We start from the raw sequence: 16,731 nt of genomic DNA on the forward strand, positions 1-16,731 counted from the left end.
AGGACACAACAATGGCGGCCAGCGAATCTCGCTGGCCGCCATTGTTGTGTTGTTGGCCGCCAAAGGTTCCGCCTAGAGCCGGGTGTCGAACGAACCGCAGAACACGTTGTCGTTGAACGTGCCCTGGAACTCAGACTTGCCCTGGATCTTGGCAACGGTGGCCCGGATGGCTTCCCGGGACCCGGCGTGCGCGTGGATCGCCGTCTTGACCATGGGCACATCAATCAGGTGGTTGGGCTGGTTGAGCGAAACAAACACCGTAGGCACTTCGGTGACGTACCACGGGATCTCCGCGGCCATGGGCGAGGACCACTTGATCCGGATAGCTGCCTCCTGGGCAAAGCCTTTTACGTTGGCGAACACAAACGCGGCGTCGTACTTCGCTGCGTAGTCGCCGGTGGCTTCCTCCGACAGGACCCGCATGAAGTTCATGCCGGTCTCGCCCGCCGCTTCGCGCTGCTCCGCCGTCTTGAAAACGTGTACTTCAAAGCCGGCGGCTTCGAGCTCTTCCTTGACAGTCTCCAGGTAGGCCAGCGGGTCGGCACGGGTGAAATCTGAACCGCCGGAAATCCCGTACAGGCGGATCCGGGGATGCATCTGTGGAGTGATGGGGAGGTTGTTCGCAGTGTCCTTGACCAAGGTGACGGTCTTGTCCGCGATCTGCGCCGCAATAGCCCGGTGCGCTTCGCTGCCGATCACGGCAAGCGCCTCAGCAGGCGGAACCAGCTGGTCCGCGGACTTGCGGTGCAGCCCCAGGGCAGCCTTCAGCCCGAGGATCCTGCGCAGTGCGTCGTGCAGGCGCTGTTCGGTGATGACGCCGGACTTGTAGCCGTCCAGCATGTACCCGAAGTCCTCCCCGGGGTTGCGGAAGAACAGGAACATGTCACAGCCGGCCGCGATGGTGGCCGGCACCAGGTCCTTGCGCTTTCTGGCCTGGGCGAGGCCAACCATCTGCGACGCGTCGGTGAGCACGAGCCCGTTGAAGCCGAGTTCGCCGCGAAGCAGTTCCTGGAGCAGTTCGGGCGCCAGCGTCGCGGGAAGGATCTCCCTGTCCGCCAGGCCGGGCCGGAAGTGCCGGGACAGGTCAGGCGCCCCGATGTGCCCCACCATAATGGACTGCACGCCGTGGCCGATCATCTCGCGGTACACGTGCCCGTAGGTCCGGTTCCATTCCTCATAGGTGAAGGTGTTGTAGGAAGTGACCACGTGCTGGTCACGCTCGTCCACGCCGTCGCCGGGGAAGTGCTTCATGGCGCATACCGTGGGTGATTCGCTGATGCCGTCGAAGTATTCCTTGGCCCGCTCCACCACAATTTCCGGGGTGTTGCCGAAGGCGCGGGTGGAGATGACCGTGTTCCGCCAGTTGTAGTGGATGTCCACGATCGGGGCGAAGGCCCAGTTGCAGCCCAGCGCGGCGGTTTCCACCCCGGCTACCTGCCCCATCTGCCGGGCGATGGCCTTGTCCGGGTGCGAGCCGGCCTGCAGGTGTGTGGACACAAACGTTCCATCGTCGCAGCTTCCGGCTCCCCCCATTTCCGGGTTGGAAGCCACCAGCAGCGGGATCCGGGTCTTGGACTGCGCGTAGCGGATATGCTCCTGCACCGCGGCCGAGGGCCCGGGCCGGTACCGCATGCCGCCCACGTGGAAGTCCTCCAGCACAGCATCGAGGTACTCCGGGGAGTAGTCGTTGTTGTGGTTGATGAACAGCTGGCCGATCTTTTCCTCGAGGGTCATGCCGGCGATGGTGGATTCCACCCAGGTGACAGCGTCGCCGTCGAGATTGAACGGCGCGGCCTGAAGGTCGACGTCGAACTGCCGCGGCCGGGTGCTGGCGGCACCGGCAGTGCCGGAAACGTCAGCAGGACCCCCGACGGCGGCAATCCCGGCGAGTGCCTCCCGGACCACCTGCCTGACCGGGGCAGAAATGTCGACGATAACGCCGGTTTCACTTGCGTCCAGCGGTTCCAGCGTGGCGAGCTGGGATTCGAGGAGGGCAGGCGGCATGAAGTGGCCGGTGCGCCCTTCAGTACGCGCCCGCAGGACCTCTCTGGTGCCGTGCAGGTGCAGGAAGATGGTGTCCGGGGCCTGGGCGCGGATGGCGTCGCGGTAGCTGCGGCGCAGGGCTGAGCAGGCGAGGACTATGCCGCCGTCGCCCGCGTTGGCCAGCTGGGCGCCGACTGTGGCGAGCCAGGGCCAGCGGTCTTCATCCGTCAGGGGTGTGCCCGCCGCCATTTTGGCGACGTTTTCTACCGGGTGGAGGGAGTCGCCGTCGAGGAACGGGACGCCGAGCTCCCGTGCCACGAGGTCGCCGATGGTGGTCTTGCCGCAGCCGGACACTCCCATCACGACGATGCGGAGTTTGCCGGTTGCTGCTGTCTTGGAAGTGCTCACCAGTCGTGGACCGTTCCGTCGATGAGGCGGTTGTAGGGCAGGTAGGCCTGCTGGTACGGGTAGGCCGCTGCGGCTTCTTCGTTGAATTCGACGCCGATGCCGGGCTTGTCGCCCGGGTGCAGGTAGCCGTCCACGAAGGTCATGGACTGGTGGAAGACCTCGTTGGTCTTGTCCGAGTGCTGCATGTATTCCTGGATGCCGTAGTTGTGGATGGCCAGGCCCACGTGCAGCTGCGCGGCGAAACCCACCGGGGAAATATCCGTGGGGCCGTGGAAGCCGGACTTGATCTGGTACTGCGCCGCGAAGTCCATGACCTTCTTCAACGGGCTGATCCCGCCGAAGTGCGTGGAGGCTGCCCGGACGTAGTCGATCAGCTGTTCCTTGATCAGGGTCTGGTAGTCATACACGGTGTTGAAGATCTCACCGATGGCCAGCGGGGTGGTGGTGTGCTGGCGGACCAGGCGCAGGCCCTCCTGGTTTTCGGCCGGGGTGCAGTCCTCCAGCCAGAACAGGTCATACGGTTCCAAGGCTTTGCCCAGCTTCGCGGCCTGGATGGGCGTCATCCGGTGGTGCCCGTCGTGCAGCAAAGGGATTTCGGGGCCGAACTCGTTCCGGACCGCCTCAAACACCGTCGGCAAGTGACGCAGGTAGGCCCGGGTGTCCCAGTCCTCCTCCACCGGGAACGCGCCCCGCCCGGCGGGCTCGTAGTCATACCGCTCCCCCGAGGCCTGCGCCTGCGCGGCCACCCCGTACACGGCCTTGATGCCGGGGACGGCGGTCTGGATCCGGATCGACTTGTACCCGAGCTCCAGGTGCTCCCGGACCGAATCAAACAACGATGGCAGGTCCGCGCCCGAAGCGTGGCCGTACGCGCGCAACCCGTTCCGGGACGCCCCGCCCAACAGCTGGTACACCGGCATGCCCGCCATCTTGCCCTTGATATCCCACAACGCCATGTCCACCGCGGCGATCGCGGCCATCGTCACCGGGCCACGCCGCCAGTACGAGGACCGGTACAGGAACTGCCACGTGTCCTCAATCCGGTGCGGATCCTTCCCGATCAGCAACTGCGCCACGTGCTCCTTCAAATACGCGGCCACAGCCAGTTCACGCCCGTTCAACGTGGCATCACCAATACCGGTCACACCATCCTCGGTAGTGATCCGGAGCGTCACGAAATTCCGGGAGGGACTGGTGACAAAAACGTCTGCTGCGACAATCTTCATGAAATTCAGCTGTTCCTTTCAGGAACCAAGTGGGCGGGTCCGGCCGTGGCGGCGGCGGTGGTTGAGTCTTTGGCGAAGGTACCGCTTTGGCGGGCGACGAGGGCGACGATCTGGGGATCTTCCCCAAGCCCCTCGCTGACAAGATTGAGGAGTGCGGCAATCCTTTCGGCTCCTTGTGCCCGATTCGCAGCGGCGATTGAATCGGACCTCGGATCCTTAAGTTCTTTCTGTTCGGCCACGTAGTCGATCCACGCGGCAAGCATCAGGGAACTGCCGGCACCAGACCGGCCCTCTGACCTTTCAGCTGCGAGGACCGGCACGGCCCTCATCCGGAGCTTCGTGGAACCATCCGCGGCGATCTGGGACAGATTGTGGGCGATCCGTCCGTTGGCAAAACGGGCGCGGAGTGCTTCCAGGTATTCGGGGATGCGCAGGTCCTGTCCGTGCAGGTGCTCCGCGGCTTCGCCCCAGAAGGCCTCCACAGCATTCCTGCAGGACGGATCCTCCAACGCCTGCGCCACGGTGGTGTGTCCCCGCAACTGGCCCGCGTAGGCGAGAAGCGAATGGGCGCCGTTGAGCAACCACAGCTTGCGGTTCTCATACGGTTCGAGGTCGTCCACCACCACGGCGCCGGCGTCCTCCCAGCGGGGCCTGCCCTTCGGGAAATTCCCACTGATGACCCAGTCACGGAGGGGTTCTGCCACCACGGGCGAGCTGTCACGGTATCCGCAGGACTCCTCCACCTCGGCGATGTCGGCTTCGGTGGTCCGCGGGGTGATCCGGTCCACGGACGTGCTGACGAAGCTGACGTTCTTCTCGATCCATCGTGCAAGCCCCGCGTCCCAAGCTTCCGCCAGTCCTGTGATGGCGCGCCGGGCAACCTCTCCATTACCGGACAGGTTGTCGCAACTAACGACGGCGATCGGTCCGGCAGCGGAGTCCCTGCGGGCGGCGAGGGCGGAAACGAGCCGGCCCAGCGGCGTCGTCAGCGTTCCGCCGGCACCGGCTGCGCTTGCCAGGACCGCAAGGTCGCCGGCAAAGCCTGATGCGTCAAAGGAACCGGTGGAGTCCAGCCCGTAGGCCGCTTCCGTGATGGTCAGGGTGACCATCACGGTTTCCGGGGCTGAAACAAGTTCCTGCAGGCGCCGGACGTCGGCGCCGTCAACCGCTTCGACAATGCTTCCAATGACTTCGAAGGCGTCCCCGTCGCCGGAGCGCTCAATGAGAGTGAACAGACCGTCCTGGGCGGCCAGCGCCAGGGCTGCATCCGGCCGCCTCCCCGTGAAAGCGGCGATTCCCCACTCCCCGCCGTCACCGGCGTGTTGTGTATACCAGGCTTCGTGTGACCGGTGGAATGCTCCAAGTCCAAGGTGGACGATCCGAACCGGAGCCTTTGGCAGGCCGACCTGGGCCCGGTTCAGCCCGGGTACCTTGTTGGCGCTCACAGCTTAAAGACCCTTCTCGGGGAAGAATCCACTATGTCCACGATCAGTTCGTGCGCCCGTTCTTCGCTGATCCGGTGTTCTGCTACCAGTCGTGCCAGGAAGGCTGACTCGATCCGGCGCGACGTATCGTGCCGTGCGGGGATGGAGCAGAACGCCCGGGTGTCATCGATGAATCCCGAGGACCGTGAGAAGCCGGCCGTTTCCGTGACTGCGGAACGGAAACGGAGCATCGCGTCCGGCGCATCCAGGAACCACCAGGGGGCGCCGATGTAGACCGACGGGTAGAAGCCGGCCAAGGGCGCCAGTTCGCGCGAGAATACCGTTTCGTCCAGCGTGAACAGCACCAGGTGGAAATCCTTGGCCGTGCCGAAGTCCTGCAGCAGCGGCCGGATGGCCTCCGTGTAGTTCACGGCGAAGGGGATGTCGTGGCCGGTATCCGCCCCAAAAGCCTCGAAAGTGGGACGGTGATGGTTTCGGTACGAACCGGGGTGGATCGTCATGACCAACCCGTCCTCCACTGACATCCGGGCCATCTGGTACATCATGTGGGCTTCGAAGGCTTCACGGTCCGCCGGAGTGGCTTTGCCCGCGCGGGCGCGGTCGAAGAGCCGCTCTGCATCGGACTGATCCAGCTTCAGCGTGGCAGGCGAGCGGACCCCATGGTCGGCAGACACAGCGCCGTTTGCTACGAAATGGCGCCGCCGGGCCTCCAGGGCACTGATGTAACCGGCGTATCCCGAACCACTCGAACCGGCGGCGATGAGGCGTTCCACATTGTCCAGCCAGGCTGGATGGGCAATGTCGAGGTACTTGTCCGGCCGGAAGGTGGGCAGGACGCGGCCGGCGAAGGCCGGGTCCTGCGCCAGCGCTGCGTGGCTGTCCAGGGCGTCCAGCGGATCGTCCGTGGTGGCCAGCACCTCGATGTTGAATTCCTTGAACAGTTGCCGTGGCCGGAAGCCGGGCTCGGCGAGCCTGGCCGAGATTGCGTCGTAGATCCTGTCCGCGTTCTCCGCCGTGGGCTCTTCGTGAAGCCCGAACACATGCTCGAATTCCTGCCGTATCCAGTACCCGGAGGCTGTGCCCTCAAAGGCAGGCCATGCGGCACAAAAGTTGTGCCAGACCTGGAGCGAGCCGGCCGGCGAATCGCCGAGCCCCAACTCCTCCATCGGGACACCGCCGGCGTGGATCAACCGGGTCACGTAGTGGTCCGGTGTGACCAGGAGCGCGGCCGGGTCGGGAAACGGCAGGTTGTTTTCGATGACCCCTGCATCCACGTGGCCATGCGGAGAGATGATGGGCAGGCCGGCTACGAGGTTGTAAAGGGAACGGGCTATCTCCCGCACGCCAGGTTCTGCCGGCAGGAGCCGGTCGGGGTGTGCTGCTATCGAATGCGCCATGGTCTCAACGCGCTCCGGCGCCTGCGGTGAGCCCGGCGAGGGCCGCCGTACGCCGCAGGTAATCAAGATTGCCGGCTGTCCGTTCGGCCAAGGGAAGCTCTGTGGAAAAGTCTTCCACTGTGACCCAGCCGTCGTAGCCATGGGCAGCCAGCGCCTTGAAGTATTCCAGGACGCTCCCCTGTCCGGATTGCAGCGGCGCCCACTCGTTCCGGAACACTGCGGCGCCGGATTCGTCAGTCGCATCCTGACGTGTCCACACGGCGTTCTTGACGTGGATGTGGGCCAGGTACTCCCCCAGAAGTTCGAACGCCGGAAGGTAGTCTTCCTGGCCCTCGATCAGCAGATTGCCGAGGTCGTGGATGACCCCGACGTGCTTGGGGTCCAGGCCTTCCACCAGGCGCCGGGCAGAAGAAGCAGACGCAGTGATGGTGCGGTGGTGCAGTTCCACCAGCGCTTTGACGCCGTGGTGGGCGGCGCGTTCAGCCACCCATTCGAAGTCACGTCGGGCCGCCTCGAACAGGACAGGATAGGCAATCCCGCTGGGCTTTTCGCCTCCCCATTCCGCCGTCCCCAGCGGAAGGGTGGTGACACGTACCTGGCCCGCTCCCAGTGCTGCCGTTGCGGCCAACATGCGATCGACGTCGGCATGGTTGTCGCACCGCGCATAGCCGCCCAGACCGGAGAACTCCAGGCCGGCGTCGCGGGTGATAGTGGCTACCCGCTGAAGGTTGTCTTCAAGGCCTGTCAGGGGGACGGTCGCCTTGTTTCCGGCCCAGAAACCGGGCTCAGCCGCCTCGGCCTGGTCCGTTATCCGCCACTCTATTCCGTCCCAGCCCTGGGCCGAAAGGTGGCTGACCGCTTCTTCGGGAGTCCAGTCAGGTGTGGAGGCTGTGAAAACTGAGAATTTCATGGCTTCAGGCGCTTTCTGCCGCAGTGTTGCCCGTGCGGACTTCGAGGTCGTTGTACTTGCCGGCCAGGACATCGTCGAAAAGTACTGCCTGGTTGAGCGTCGCTGACACGTAGACCGCCCGCACGGTGGCGAGGGCATTGACGGCGTCGCTGACGGTAACTCCCGGCTGGCGGCCTTCGGTGATGGCGGTGATGATGTCGCGGTACTGGCGAATGTGGCCCGCGGGATACACGGTGGGATCTTTGGCCTCGTAATCCTCTGCAGGGTACTTTGCCAGTTCTTCCGAGGCCTGGTTTCCCCCGCCCTGCAGCCCCATGTCTGCGGAAACGCCGCCGGCGTCCCTGGTGTGGAAATAGTGCAGCTGATCGTTATCCACCACTGCTGAGCCTTCCGACCCCATCAGCTGGACCCGAACGGTCAGGCCGGGGTAGGCGGCTGTCGTGGCGTGCAGCACGGCCATGCCGCCGTTCTCGAAGGTTACGGTGGCCACGGCGGTGTCTTCCACCTCGATGCGTTCGTGTGCCAAACGCGCGGTGTGGGCGTGGATCTCCACCGGCCGGCCCATGAACCACAGCAGCAGGTCAACCGTGTGGACGCCCTGGTTCATCAGGGCTCCGCCACCGTCCATGGACCACGTGCCGCGCCAGTCACCGGAATCGTAGTACGCCTGGCCGCGCCACCACGCGACCGAGGCTATAGCCGAGGTCAGCCTCCCAAACCGTCCTTTGGCTACAGCATCCGCCACAGCAACGCTGGCTTGGTCAAACCGGTGCTGGCTGATCACCGAGGCGACGATTCCTCGGCTCGCGGCCTCGTTTGCGGCAGCCTCAATTTCCTGTGCCCGGCTCAGGTCTACATCCAGCGGCTTTTCGATGACGACGTGCTTGCCGGCCGCAAGGACTTCAAGGCCCTGCTGGATGTGCAATCCGCTGGGGGTAGCCAAAGCCACCAGGTCAATGTCGGTGGCAGCAAAAGCCTCTTGCAGGGACGCATGCACCGAGGGCCTCGGGCGGCCGCTCTTTTGGATGAAGTCAGCAAGGGATTCAGCGGCATCCGGAATCGCGTCCACGAGCGCGACGATGGTGGCTCCAGGAAACTCATGCAGGGCGGCCGCATGGGTTCGGCCAATGACGCCGCAACCCGTGATGGCGACCTTCAATATCTCACTCATACTGTCTGGACTCCTGCTTCTGATGTGACTTTTGCAAATGCGCGGGCAGCGATGCCGAACGCTGTGGGGCCGGAGAATCCGCCGAGGCCGTGAGCTCCCGCGAGGTGCGGCTCCAGGGAGGCGAAGCCGGTGAAGCCGTCCGCCTTGAGCGCTTCCACGGTCCGCTGGACATCGCCGTCGCCCTCCCCTGCGGGAACGACATGCCCATTGGAAAAGAGCGCGTCCTTGACCTGCAGGTACTCCAGGTGCGGGCGCAGCTTTTCATAGGCCTCATCAAACGGCTTGACGCCCACCTGCACGAAGTTGGCTGCGTCCCATGCCACCTTCAAGGCCGGCGAATTGACGCTTTCGATGATGTCCAGCACACGGTCCGGGACATCCCCGAAGATATCCTTTTCGTTTTCGTGCAGCAGAACCACACCTTCCTGTTCGGCGACGGCGGCGAGCGCGCGCATACGTTCGATGACTGCATCGCGGATGCTGTCCACAGGAACGGATTCGCCGTAGTAGAAGGAGAAAATGCGGATGTATTTTGCATCCAGGACCTTGGCGGCCTTGACCGCACGGCGCAGGCGCTCCACTTCATGCTCCACGGGAAGGCTGACATCCACCTTCCCGATCGGCGAAGCGATCGCGGAAACCCGCATGGCTTTCTCGTCGAGCAACTTGGCCAGGGCGGCGAGCTGGTCTTCGGACAGGTCCACGATGTTCGTGCCCCACGCGCTGCGCACCTCAATGTAGCTCGCGCCGAGCGCCTGCAGGACGGCGATCTGCACGGCAGGGTCGTCGTCGATCTCGTCGCCGAACCCGGACAGGGCCCACGAGGTTTGGGTGGCTGAAACCATGGTTATTTAACTCCTCCGGCGGTGAGCCCGCCAACTAGATAACGCTGGAAAATCAGGTAAAGAATGACCACGGGAGCGGCGCATACCAGTGCTGCCGCCATCATCTGGCCGTAGAACGGGATGGCGCCGCCCTCCTGGGAGGCACCGAAGATTTGCAGGGCTACGGCGGCGGTCTGGCTTTCCGGCCGGGTCATGACGGAGGCAAACAGGACGTCGTTCCATCCCAGGAGGAAAGCGAAGATGCCGGAGACCACGATGCCGGGCCAGCTCAGGGGCAGGACGATCTTGAACAGGACACCGAGGTTGCTGGCGCCGTCGATCTTGGCCGCTTCTTCAAGTTCCTTGGGAAGCCCGCGCAGGTAGGTGACCATCACCCAGGTGGAGAACGGCATGGCGAACGTCAGGTAGGTCACGAAGAGTCCCCACTGCGTCCCGATGACCTGGATGCCCAGATATGTCGACGCCGACGAGAACAGCACGAAAACGGGAAGGACCATCAGGGTCCCGGGCACTGACTGCAGTGCAAGGAGCCCGCGCAGGATGGTGAGCCGGCCCCGGAAACTGTAGCGGACCAGGACGAACGCGGTCGAAACCGACAGGGCTGCCGAGACAACCGCCGTCGTACCTGCCACCAAAACGCTGTTGGCCAGCCCGGTAGCGAGGCCGACGCTGGTCCAGATCTTCGAGTAGTTCTCCAGGGTGAAGCTTGAGGGCCAGAATTCGCCGTTGGCGACCCCGATGTCCGAATTCACCGACGCCAGGAAAATGTACAGGACGGGAATCAGGACCAGGGCGCCCAGGAAGACCAGGATGATGGCAAGCAAGGGTCCCGGGAGCAGCCGCAGGACTTCGTGCTGGCGCCTTGACCCCGGACGGGGAAGGTCCGCGGTTGCCGTACTCCGCCGGGTGGCTGTCGAGGTGCTCATTTCTTGGCTCCTGGTGTTTCTGCGTCGTCGAGTTTGACAGCACGGAGGTAGACGAACAGCGGGATGGCAATCAGTACCAGGGAGATGAAGGCCATGGCCGCGCTCAGGCCGAACCGGAAGCTCTGGAAACTGGTGACATACGTAAGGATGGGCAGGACTTCCACGTCAGCCGGGGCCGGGACACCGAACAGGACGAATGGCAGCGTGAAGTTGTTGATGTGGTGCAGCATTCCAATCAGGAAGGCGAGCGACAGGGGCCCCTTCAGGTAGGGGAACACGACATACCGGAGCTTGTTCCACCACAGGGCGCCGTCGAGAGCCGAGGCCTCGTGCACCTCATGGTCCACGGCCTGGAGTCCTGAGAGCGCCAGCAGGTAGATGAACGGCCACGATGCCCAGATCTGGACCAGTACCAGGGTCCAGAATGTCTGTGGCCCGTTCAGCCAGAGCCCGACGTCGATCCCCACCGTTCCGAGTGCCCTGTCCACGATGCCGTCAGGCTGCAACATGGTGCGCCACACCGTTGCCACAACGAACGAAGGCAGGACGTACGGAATCAGGAAAATTGACCTGATGACGGCCCGTCCCTTGAAGGCGTTCTGGGTTGCTACAGCCGCAGCGATGCCCAGCGGAAGGGTGACCACCATAGCGAGCAGTGAGTAGCTGACACTCAGCCAGACAGAGTGCAGGAGCGGAGAACTGGTCATTGCTTCAACGAAGTTTTCAACTCCGATGAACGGCGCGCTGACCCATTTGCGCAACGTGTACTGGTCCAGGTTGAGGGCGGACATGAAGATGCCCAGCAGGAGGGGCACCACGATGATGATGATCATCAGGACCCCGCCAGGGATCAGCATCCAGAGTGGCCGGTTGCGTTCGCTCAGGCCTTTGCGGCGCGGGCTGCTCTGCCCGTTGGGCTCCTGGCTGGAAACGTCAGCGGCCGAGCGGGCCGCCCGGCTTGCGGCGGACTCCGCCGCAAGCCGGACTTCGTTGGAGGCGTCAGTTGACATGGGAACTTATCCCTTGGAGGCCCGGTCCAGGGAGGCCTGGCCCTTGTTCTGTGAGTCCTTGATCCTTGACTCGAGGGCCGCTTCGTCCACCTTCCCGGCGGCCAGGTCCGGAACGGACTGGACCGTGACGTTGAGGAGGCCAAGTTGCATGTCACCCCATGCACCGGTGAAAGGCGTCGCCTTGGACTTCCCGGCAGCCTCGGCCAGCGGCTTGAGCTTCGGGTCGGTCAGAGTTGCAAGAGCTTCTGCGTTGGCGGGAAGGTCGCCGAAAATCTTCTGGTAGTTCAGCTGCTCGTCCTTGGAGGTGATCAGCTTGATGTAGGCGAAGGCGAGGTCCTTTTGCTTTGAGTAATCGGCAACCACGATGTTGTCGCCGGAGAGGATGCTTGCGGCATCGCCGTCAGACTTGGACTTCGTCTCACCCGGGGCGATAGTGGGCATCAGGGCGTATTCGTATTTGCCGGCCACTTCCGACTTGTCCAGGGTGGGAATGGAACTGGAAGTGGTCATCATCAGGTAGCCGGCCTTACCGCTTGCGAAGGCTGCTACGGCATTGCTGTTGCTCCAGCCCACCGAAGCCGGGTCCACCACCTTGTCTTCGGTCAGCCAGCCGAAGTAGGTCTCGTAGGCCTTCTTCACGGTGGGGTCATCCAGCTTGAACTTGTTTCCGTCCACCAGGGGGTTGCCGGCCTGGACAGACATGGCCCAGATGAACTTCCACGGGTCGAAGTTGTCCTTGTAGCCTGTGGCGATGCCGAAGGTGCCGTCCTTGGTCATTTTCTTGGCCTGTTCGGCAAGCTCGTCCCAGCTGGTGGCGGGCTTCTCGATGCCGGCCGCTGCCAGCAGGTCCTTGTTATAGGCCATCACGAAGGGACGGCTGACAAAGGGAATGCCGGCCTGGTGATCCTTATCCGGTCCGGAGATACCCAGCGCGGCCGGGTTGAAACGGTCTTTGCCGCCGACAGCCTTCCAGTCATCGTCGGAAAGGGTGACAAAGGCCTTGGTGGCATAGGCGGTGGGGGTAAAGGTGGTGCCGAGGCTGTAGACGTCCGGGCCTTGGCCCGATACTACGGAGGTCTGGATGCGGGTGAGCTCATCGTTGGCGGACGCGAAGGTTTCAAACTTCACGTCGGCCCCGGTTTCAGCCTTGAACTTGGCGGCAATGTCACTCTGCCACTGCTTCTGCTGTTCGGGATACTGGCTCAGCACGTTCACGAGGACGTTCAGGGTCTTACCCGTTCCGTCCACTTTCCCATCCGCGTTTGTGGCAGTGCCAGTGGTTCCTGAGCCGCCACCGCAGCCTGTCAACGCCAATGCCGCAGCCGTAACGATTGCTGCGAGCCCTGAAGACGATGTAAACCTCATTGTTTTCTCCTCTTGGACACCTACATGGCCACAACGTCAAGTGGCGCACATCGCTGCAGGCGATTCGGGACTCAGTCTAGGAACAAGGCAACGGTTGCGGCAAGCGGTTGCCAAAAGTTGCCAAAAGATGTTCTATTGAAGACACGTTCCGCTTCCGGGACGCCTCTCACCCCTGACCGGCGCTGGCCGGGCGAAAGGAATGGGCCATGGCCTCGGCTACAGCTGGATCGGGGGCGCCACGGGATTCACCTGGACGCACCGGCCAGGAAAAGGTGCCCACCATCCGGGACGTTGCCCAGCTCGCAGGGGTAGCAACGTCAACGGTTTCCCGGGCACTGTCCAAACCAGACCGCGTAAACCGCCATACCAGGGAAAGGATCGAAGAAGCAGCGGCACAATTAAATTACGTGCCAAGCTCCCAGGCCCAGGGACTCAGCTCGGGGCGCACCAATGCGGTCGCCGTCCTCGTGCCTGACATCACCAACCCGTTCTACTTCGACATCATCCGCGGCACCCAGCACCAGCTCAAGGCTGCGGGATACACACAACTCCTTGTGGATACGGAAGAGTCCAACGAGATGGAGCTTGAAGCTCTTCACAAGATGCGACGTTCTGCCGACGGCTTTATCCTTGCAGCTTCCCGCCTGACGGACCAGCAACTGGCCGAGGTGTCTGAGACCCAGCCGCTGGTGACAATCAATCGGGCGTCCACCAGCGCTCCCACAGTGGTGATAGACACACCGTCGGCCGTTGTACAGGCCCTGGAGCACCTGGCCTCACTGGGCCACCACCGGGTCTGCTATGTCAGTGGTCCGCCAACGTCCTGGTCCAATCGGATGCGTTGGAACGTCTTTGAGGAGGAGTCCGCGCATCGAGGCATGGAGACGCACCGCATCGGCCCCTTCACTCCGAAGACGACGTCCGGTGCGGCGGCGGCAGATGCTGCGGTGCGAACCGGGGCCACCGCGTGCATTGTGTTCAATGACCTGCTGGCGATCGGGATGCTCCAACGGCTTCGCGAGCGGGGTATCCGCGTCCCGGAAGACATCAGCATCATCGGATCTGATGACATCTTCGGCGCAGACTTTTGCAATCCCCCGCTGACCACCATCGCCAGTCCCATCGAACAGGCAGGCCGGGTGGCTGTGTCAATGCTGCTTTCCCAGCTGAATCCCGTTCCGGGCCGCTCCGGCCGCCAGCTTGCGGTCATGCCCACACACCTGACCATCCGGGCGTCCACAGGGCCCGCGCCTGCATCACGCCCGCGGACACATGATCCGGCTTGATGGCCCCGCCTTGAGGTGGATCGCGAAGACGTCATCGGCAGGACGTGGGGAAGCCCCGGCGGCGCCGGCCGCCGGGGCTTCCCTCGTCTGGCTCCGCTAGAGCCGGTCCGTCTGGTCCTCGCCCTTGTGGCCCGTTCCGCGCAGGTTCTCCTGGACCTTGCCGAACAGATCCTTGATGGTGGATTCGGCGTTGGTGAGGACATCCACGGGCAGGTAAACCTCGTGCGTGAGCGGGAGGTCGTATTCATCCTTCAAGTGGGTGCCGTTCCCGACTCCGTCCAGGGACAGGTAAACCATGGCCTCTGTCCGTGCGATTCCAGCGATCTTGCCAAAGACAACGGTGAACTCGTTCGGCTGGAAGCTGATGGTCTGGCCAATGTGGCTGCGGCCAAGGTCACCGGCGGTAACGGCCTTTTCCTGCTGGCTGCGGGTGTGTTCCATAACTACTCCTCAGGGTCGCCGACATCTACGCCAGCAGTCTAGCCCCGCCCCGATCGCCGGGTACACCTCCTCAACCGGGACGCCGAAGGGTTGGAGCGGTGCACAAAGTCCCGGCAACTGGCGTGGCCACTCCTCCATTGAGCAGGACTGCTCCGGGCCGGTTTGATGGAAGGACCGGCCCAACCGGCCGGATCAGCCAGGATCTTCAACCAAAGAAAGAAAGCGTGGCTTCGATGATGAATCGCGTCAAAGGCCCGGGCCGCTGGGAAGACGTACAGGTGGGCGAACCAGTGGAACTGAGCAGGAACGGCCTGCCCGCCTATGCCGGACTGGTGGATGACCGCACTGCGGACGGGGAGGTGGTGTGGGTCAGTACGCCTGTGGGAGGCCGGCGCCTCTTCCACATCTCTGACGGGTATGACCTCGCGGCTGCAGGGTCGTAGCCGGCTTGGGCGCAGCGCCGCGGGCTGCAAGACTGGGTCCACGCCAGCAGTAACACCTCCAGGAGCCTGCCATGACAACACATCAACCTTCCGCCAGCTCCAACCGGCTCACGAACCTCCTGGGCCTTGAGGCACCCGTGGTCCTCGGCCCGTTCGGCGGAGTCTCCTCGGTGGCACTCACCGCGGCAGTGAGCGACGGCGGCGGGCTGGGTTCCTTCGGTCTCTACGGGTACGACGGCGCCGCCATCCGAAAGACGGCAGCCGAACTCCGCGCGGCCACGGGTAAGCCGTTCGCCCTGAATCTGTGGGTTCCCAACGGCACCGAAACCAACGCCGTTCCGCAGGAAGACTTCGAAAGATACACCGCCGCCCTGAAACCGTACTTCGAGGAACTGGGCATCCCCCTGCCCGACATGCCGGACCGGTACATGCCGGACTACGGCGAACAGGTGGAAGCGGTGCTGGAGGCACGTCCCGCCGTCGTCAGCTTTGTCTTCGGTGTGCCTGCGGCGGATGTTGTGGAGGAAGCCCACAGCCGCGGCATCAAGGTAGCCGGCACCGCCACCACCGTTGCCGAAGCAGTGGCGCTGGAGGCTGGCGGCGTTGACGCGGTGGTGGCCAGCGGCCTGGAGTCCGGCGGCCACCGGGTGTCCTTCCTAAAGCCCGCGGAGGAGTCGCTGATAGGTACGTTCGCGCTTGTCCCCCAGGTGGCCGACGCCGTTTCCATCCCCGTCATCGCCGCCGGCGGAATCGCGGACCGCCGCGGTTTCACTGCCGCCAGGGCACTGGGCGCCGATGCCGTCCAGGTGGGGACGGCGTTCCTTGCGACGCAAGAATCCGCCGCCGTGCCCGCTTACCGAGACGTGCTCCGCAGCCCCGCTGCTGCCCACACAGTGCTGACCCGCACCCTCAGCGGCCGGCTGGCGCGCGGCATTCCCAACCGGATCATTGGCGAGCTCGAAGAAGCCGGCATGGCGGCCCCGTTTCCGGTACAGAACTGGCTGACGGGACGGTTCCGTCCGCAGGCTGCCGCCCGGGGGAACACGGACCTGATGTCCCTGTGGGCCGGCCAGTCGGCGCCGCTGCTCCGGCACGGCACCGCGGCAGACGTGCTGGCCGAACTGCTGGCCGGAGCCTGACCTGACCGGTGATCACCGGTAGAATCTGAACGATATCTGACCGGCGCCGCCTGCCCGCGCCCGGATTCGGAACCGGAACCGGGAGGGAGGATCCGTGCAAACGCAGCGTCCACGCGCGCCCTTCCACCTCCTCCGTGCGTCCGCCGTGGCCACCGGCATCCTGGCGCTCGCCTCCGGTGCCCACCTTGCCGGCGGCGGGGAACTGCCCGCCCCCGCCATCCTGCTGGCGGTCCTGGCACTGACCGCCCTTGGCAGTACTGCCGCCACCCGCCGGCGGCTCGGGTTCCCGGCCATGGCCGCCCTGCTGGGAGGCGGGCAGCTGGCGCTGCACGAGCTGTTTACGGCCTTCGGTTCCCCCGGCACCATAAATCCAGCTGCGGCCGTACTTCATCCCGGACATCGGGCCGGGGCTGACGTGCTGGCTTCGGCGGTGGTCCACGTCCACGCCGTGGAAGGCACAACCCTGCCCCTGATGGTGGCTGCGCACGCACTGGCAACGCTGGCTTGCGCGCTCCTGCTGGCCAAGGGCGAAGCAGCCCTGTGGGCACTTGCCGCCTGGCTGCGGCCGCTGGCTGCCCTCCCCCGCGCCGTGGCGCCCGACGCCGTCCCGCCGGCTTTCGTGTCCTTTCCCGCCACCGCTGCACCGCGGCGTCCCTGGCGGAACCTCAGGCAGGACAGCCGTCGAGGCCCGCCGTCCGCCGTCGTATTTTCCCGCTAGAACCGCCCCGCACGCCGG

General features: G+C 64.3%; 15 protein-coding genes. 4 read left to right on the forward strand and 11 right to left on the reverse strand.

Annotated elements, in window-relative coordinates; all coding sequences use genetic code 11:
* Nucleotides 1-72: 72 nt before the first annotated feature.
* From QF047_RS17085 to QF047_RS17130, 10 genes are read right to left on the reverse strand one after another with little or no spacing between them, the layout of a single operon-like run.
* Complete coding sequence (locus QF047_RS17085; protein WP_307282026.1) at nucleotides 73-2,343, reverse strand: gluconokinase, GntK/IdnK-type; 2,271 nt, start codon at nucleotides 2,341-2,343, stop codon at nucleotides 73-75.
* A gap of 44 nt (nucleotides 2,344-2,387) precedes the next feature.
* On the reverse strand, nucleotides 2,388-3,617 hold the full coding sequence (manD, locus tag QF047_RS17090; RefSeq protein WP_307279514.1) for a D-mannonate dehydratase ManD: 1,230 nt from the start codon (nucleotides 3,615-3,617) through the stop codon (nucleotides 2,388-2,390).
* Between the two features lie 5 nt (nucleotides 3,618-3,622).
* A complete protein-coding gene (locus QF047_RS17095; RefSeq protein ID WP_307279517.1) occupies nucleotides 3,623-5,062 on the reverse strand; it encodes a mannitol dehydrogenase family protein in 1,440 nt (479 codons plus the stop codon).
* Nucleotides 5,059-6,459 (reverse strand): glucuronate isomerase, encoded by a 1,401-nt coding sequence (uxaC, locus tag QF047_RS17100; protein WP_307279518.1) that lies wholly within the window; start codon nucleotides 6,457-6,459, stop codon nucleotides 5,059-5,061. Before uxaC ends, QF047_RS17095 begins: the two co-directional genes overlap by 4 nt.
* A gap of 4 nt (nucleotides 6,460-6,463) precedes the next feature.
* A complete protein-coding gene (locus QF047_RS17105) occupies nucleotides 6,464-7,369 on the reverse strand; it encodes a sugar phosphate isomerase/epimerase (protein ID WP_307279520.1) in 906 nt (301 codons plus the stop codon).
* A 4-nt stretch (nucleotides 7,370-7,373) separates the two neighbouring features.
* Entirely contained in the window at nucleotides 7,374-8,540 is a 1,167-nt protein-coding gene (locus QF047_RS17110) for a Gfo/Idh/MocA family protein (protein WP_306638031.1), read from the reverse strand.
* Nucleotides 8,537-9,385, reverse strand: coding sequence for a sugar phosphate isomerase/epimerase (locus tag QF047_RS17115; RefSeq protein ID WP_307279524.1), 849 nt, complete (start codon nucleotides 9,383-9,385; stop codon nucleotides 8,537-8,539). The genes QF047_RS17110 and QF047_RS17115 overlap by 4 nt, the downstream gene beginning before the upstream one ends.
* Before the next feature lie 2 nt (nucleotides 9,386-9,387).
* The gene (locus QF047_RS17120) at nucleotides 9,388-10,311 is read right to left on the reverse strand and encodes a carbohydrate ABC transporter permease (RefSeq protein WP_307279526.1); all 924 of its coding nucleotides are present in this window, start codon (nucleotides 10,309-10,311) and stop codon (nucleotides 9,388-9,390) included.
* Nucleotides 10,308-11,321 carry a carbohydrate ABC transporter permease gene (locus QF047_RS17125; protein ID WP_306638026.1) on the reverse strand — a complete coding sequence of 338 codons (1,014 nt, stop codon included), beginning with the start codon at nucleotides 11,319-11,321 and terminating at the stop codon, nucleotides 10,308-10,310. Before QF047_RS17125 ends, QF047_RS17120 begins: the two co-directional genes overlap by 4 nt.
* Before the next feature lie 6 nt (nucleotides 11,322-11,327).
* A complete protein-coding gene (locus QF047_RS17130; protein WP_306638025.1) occupies nucleotides 11,328-12,686 on the reverse strand; it encodes an ABC transporter substrate-binding protein in 1,359 nt (452 codons plus the stop codon).
* A 206-nt stretch (nucleotides 12,687-12,892) separates the two neighbouring features.
* Between QF047_RS17130 and QF047_RS17135 the strand changes: the two genes are divergently transcribed.
* On the forward strand, nucleotides 12,893-13,972 hold the full coding sequence (locus QF047_RS17135; RefSeq protein ID WP_307279532.1) for a LacI family DNA-binding transcriptional regulator: 1,080 nt from the start codon (nucleotides 12,893-12,895) through the stop codon (nucleotides 13,970-13,972).
* A gap of 96 nt (nucleotides 13,973-14,068) precedes the next feature.
* Here QF047_RS17135 and QF047_RS17140 read toward each other — a convergent pair whose 3' ends face one another.
* Nucleotides 14,069-14,413, reverse strand: a complete 345-nt coding sequence (locus tag QF047_RS17140) for a hypothetical protein (protein ID WP_306638023.1) — start codon at nucleotides 14,411-14,413, stop codon at nucleotides 14,069-14,071.
* Between the two features lie 233 nt (nucleotides 14,414-14,646).
* On the opposite strand from QF047_RS17140, the gene QF047_RS17145 reads away from it, so the two are divergent.
* From QF047_RS17145 to QF047_RS17155, 3 genes are all read left to right on the forward strand, one after another.
* Nucleotides 14,647-14,856: a hypothetical protein gene (locus QF047_RS17145; RefSeq protein WP_306638022.1), complete on the forward strand. Its 210-nt coding sequence runs from the start codon at nucleotides 14,647-14,649 to the stop codon at nucleotides 14,854-14,856.
* A 71-nt stretch (nucleotides 14,857-14,927) separates the two neighbouring features.
* The gene (locus QF047_RS17150; RefSeq protein ID WP_307279536.1) at nucleotides 14,928-15,995 is read left to right on the forward strand and encodes a nitronate monooxygenase family protein; all 1,068 of its coding nucleotides are present in this window, start codon (nucleotides 14,928-14,930) and stop codon (nucleotides 15,993-15,995) included.
* Nucleotides 15,996-16,089: 94 nt separating this feature from the next.
* Complete coding sequence (locus tag QF047_RS17155; protein WP_307279539.1) at nucleotides 16,090-16,713, forward strand: hypothetical protein; 624 nt, start codon at nucleotides 16,090-16,092, stop codon at nucleotides 16,711-16,713.
* The last annotated feature ends 18 nt before the right edge of the window (nucleotides 16,714-16,731 follow it).

The sequence above is a fragment of the Arthrobacter sp. W4I7 genome, from assembly GCF_030816215.1.
GTDB lineage: Bacteria > Actinomycetota > Actinomycetes > Actinomycetales > Micrococcaceae > Arthrobacter > Arthrobacter siccitolerans_A.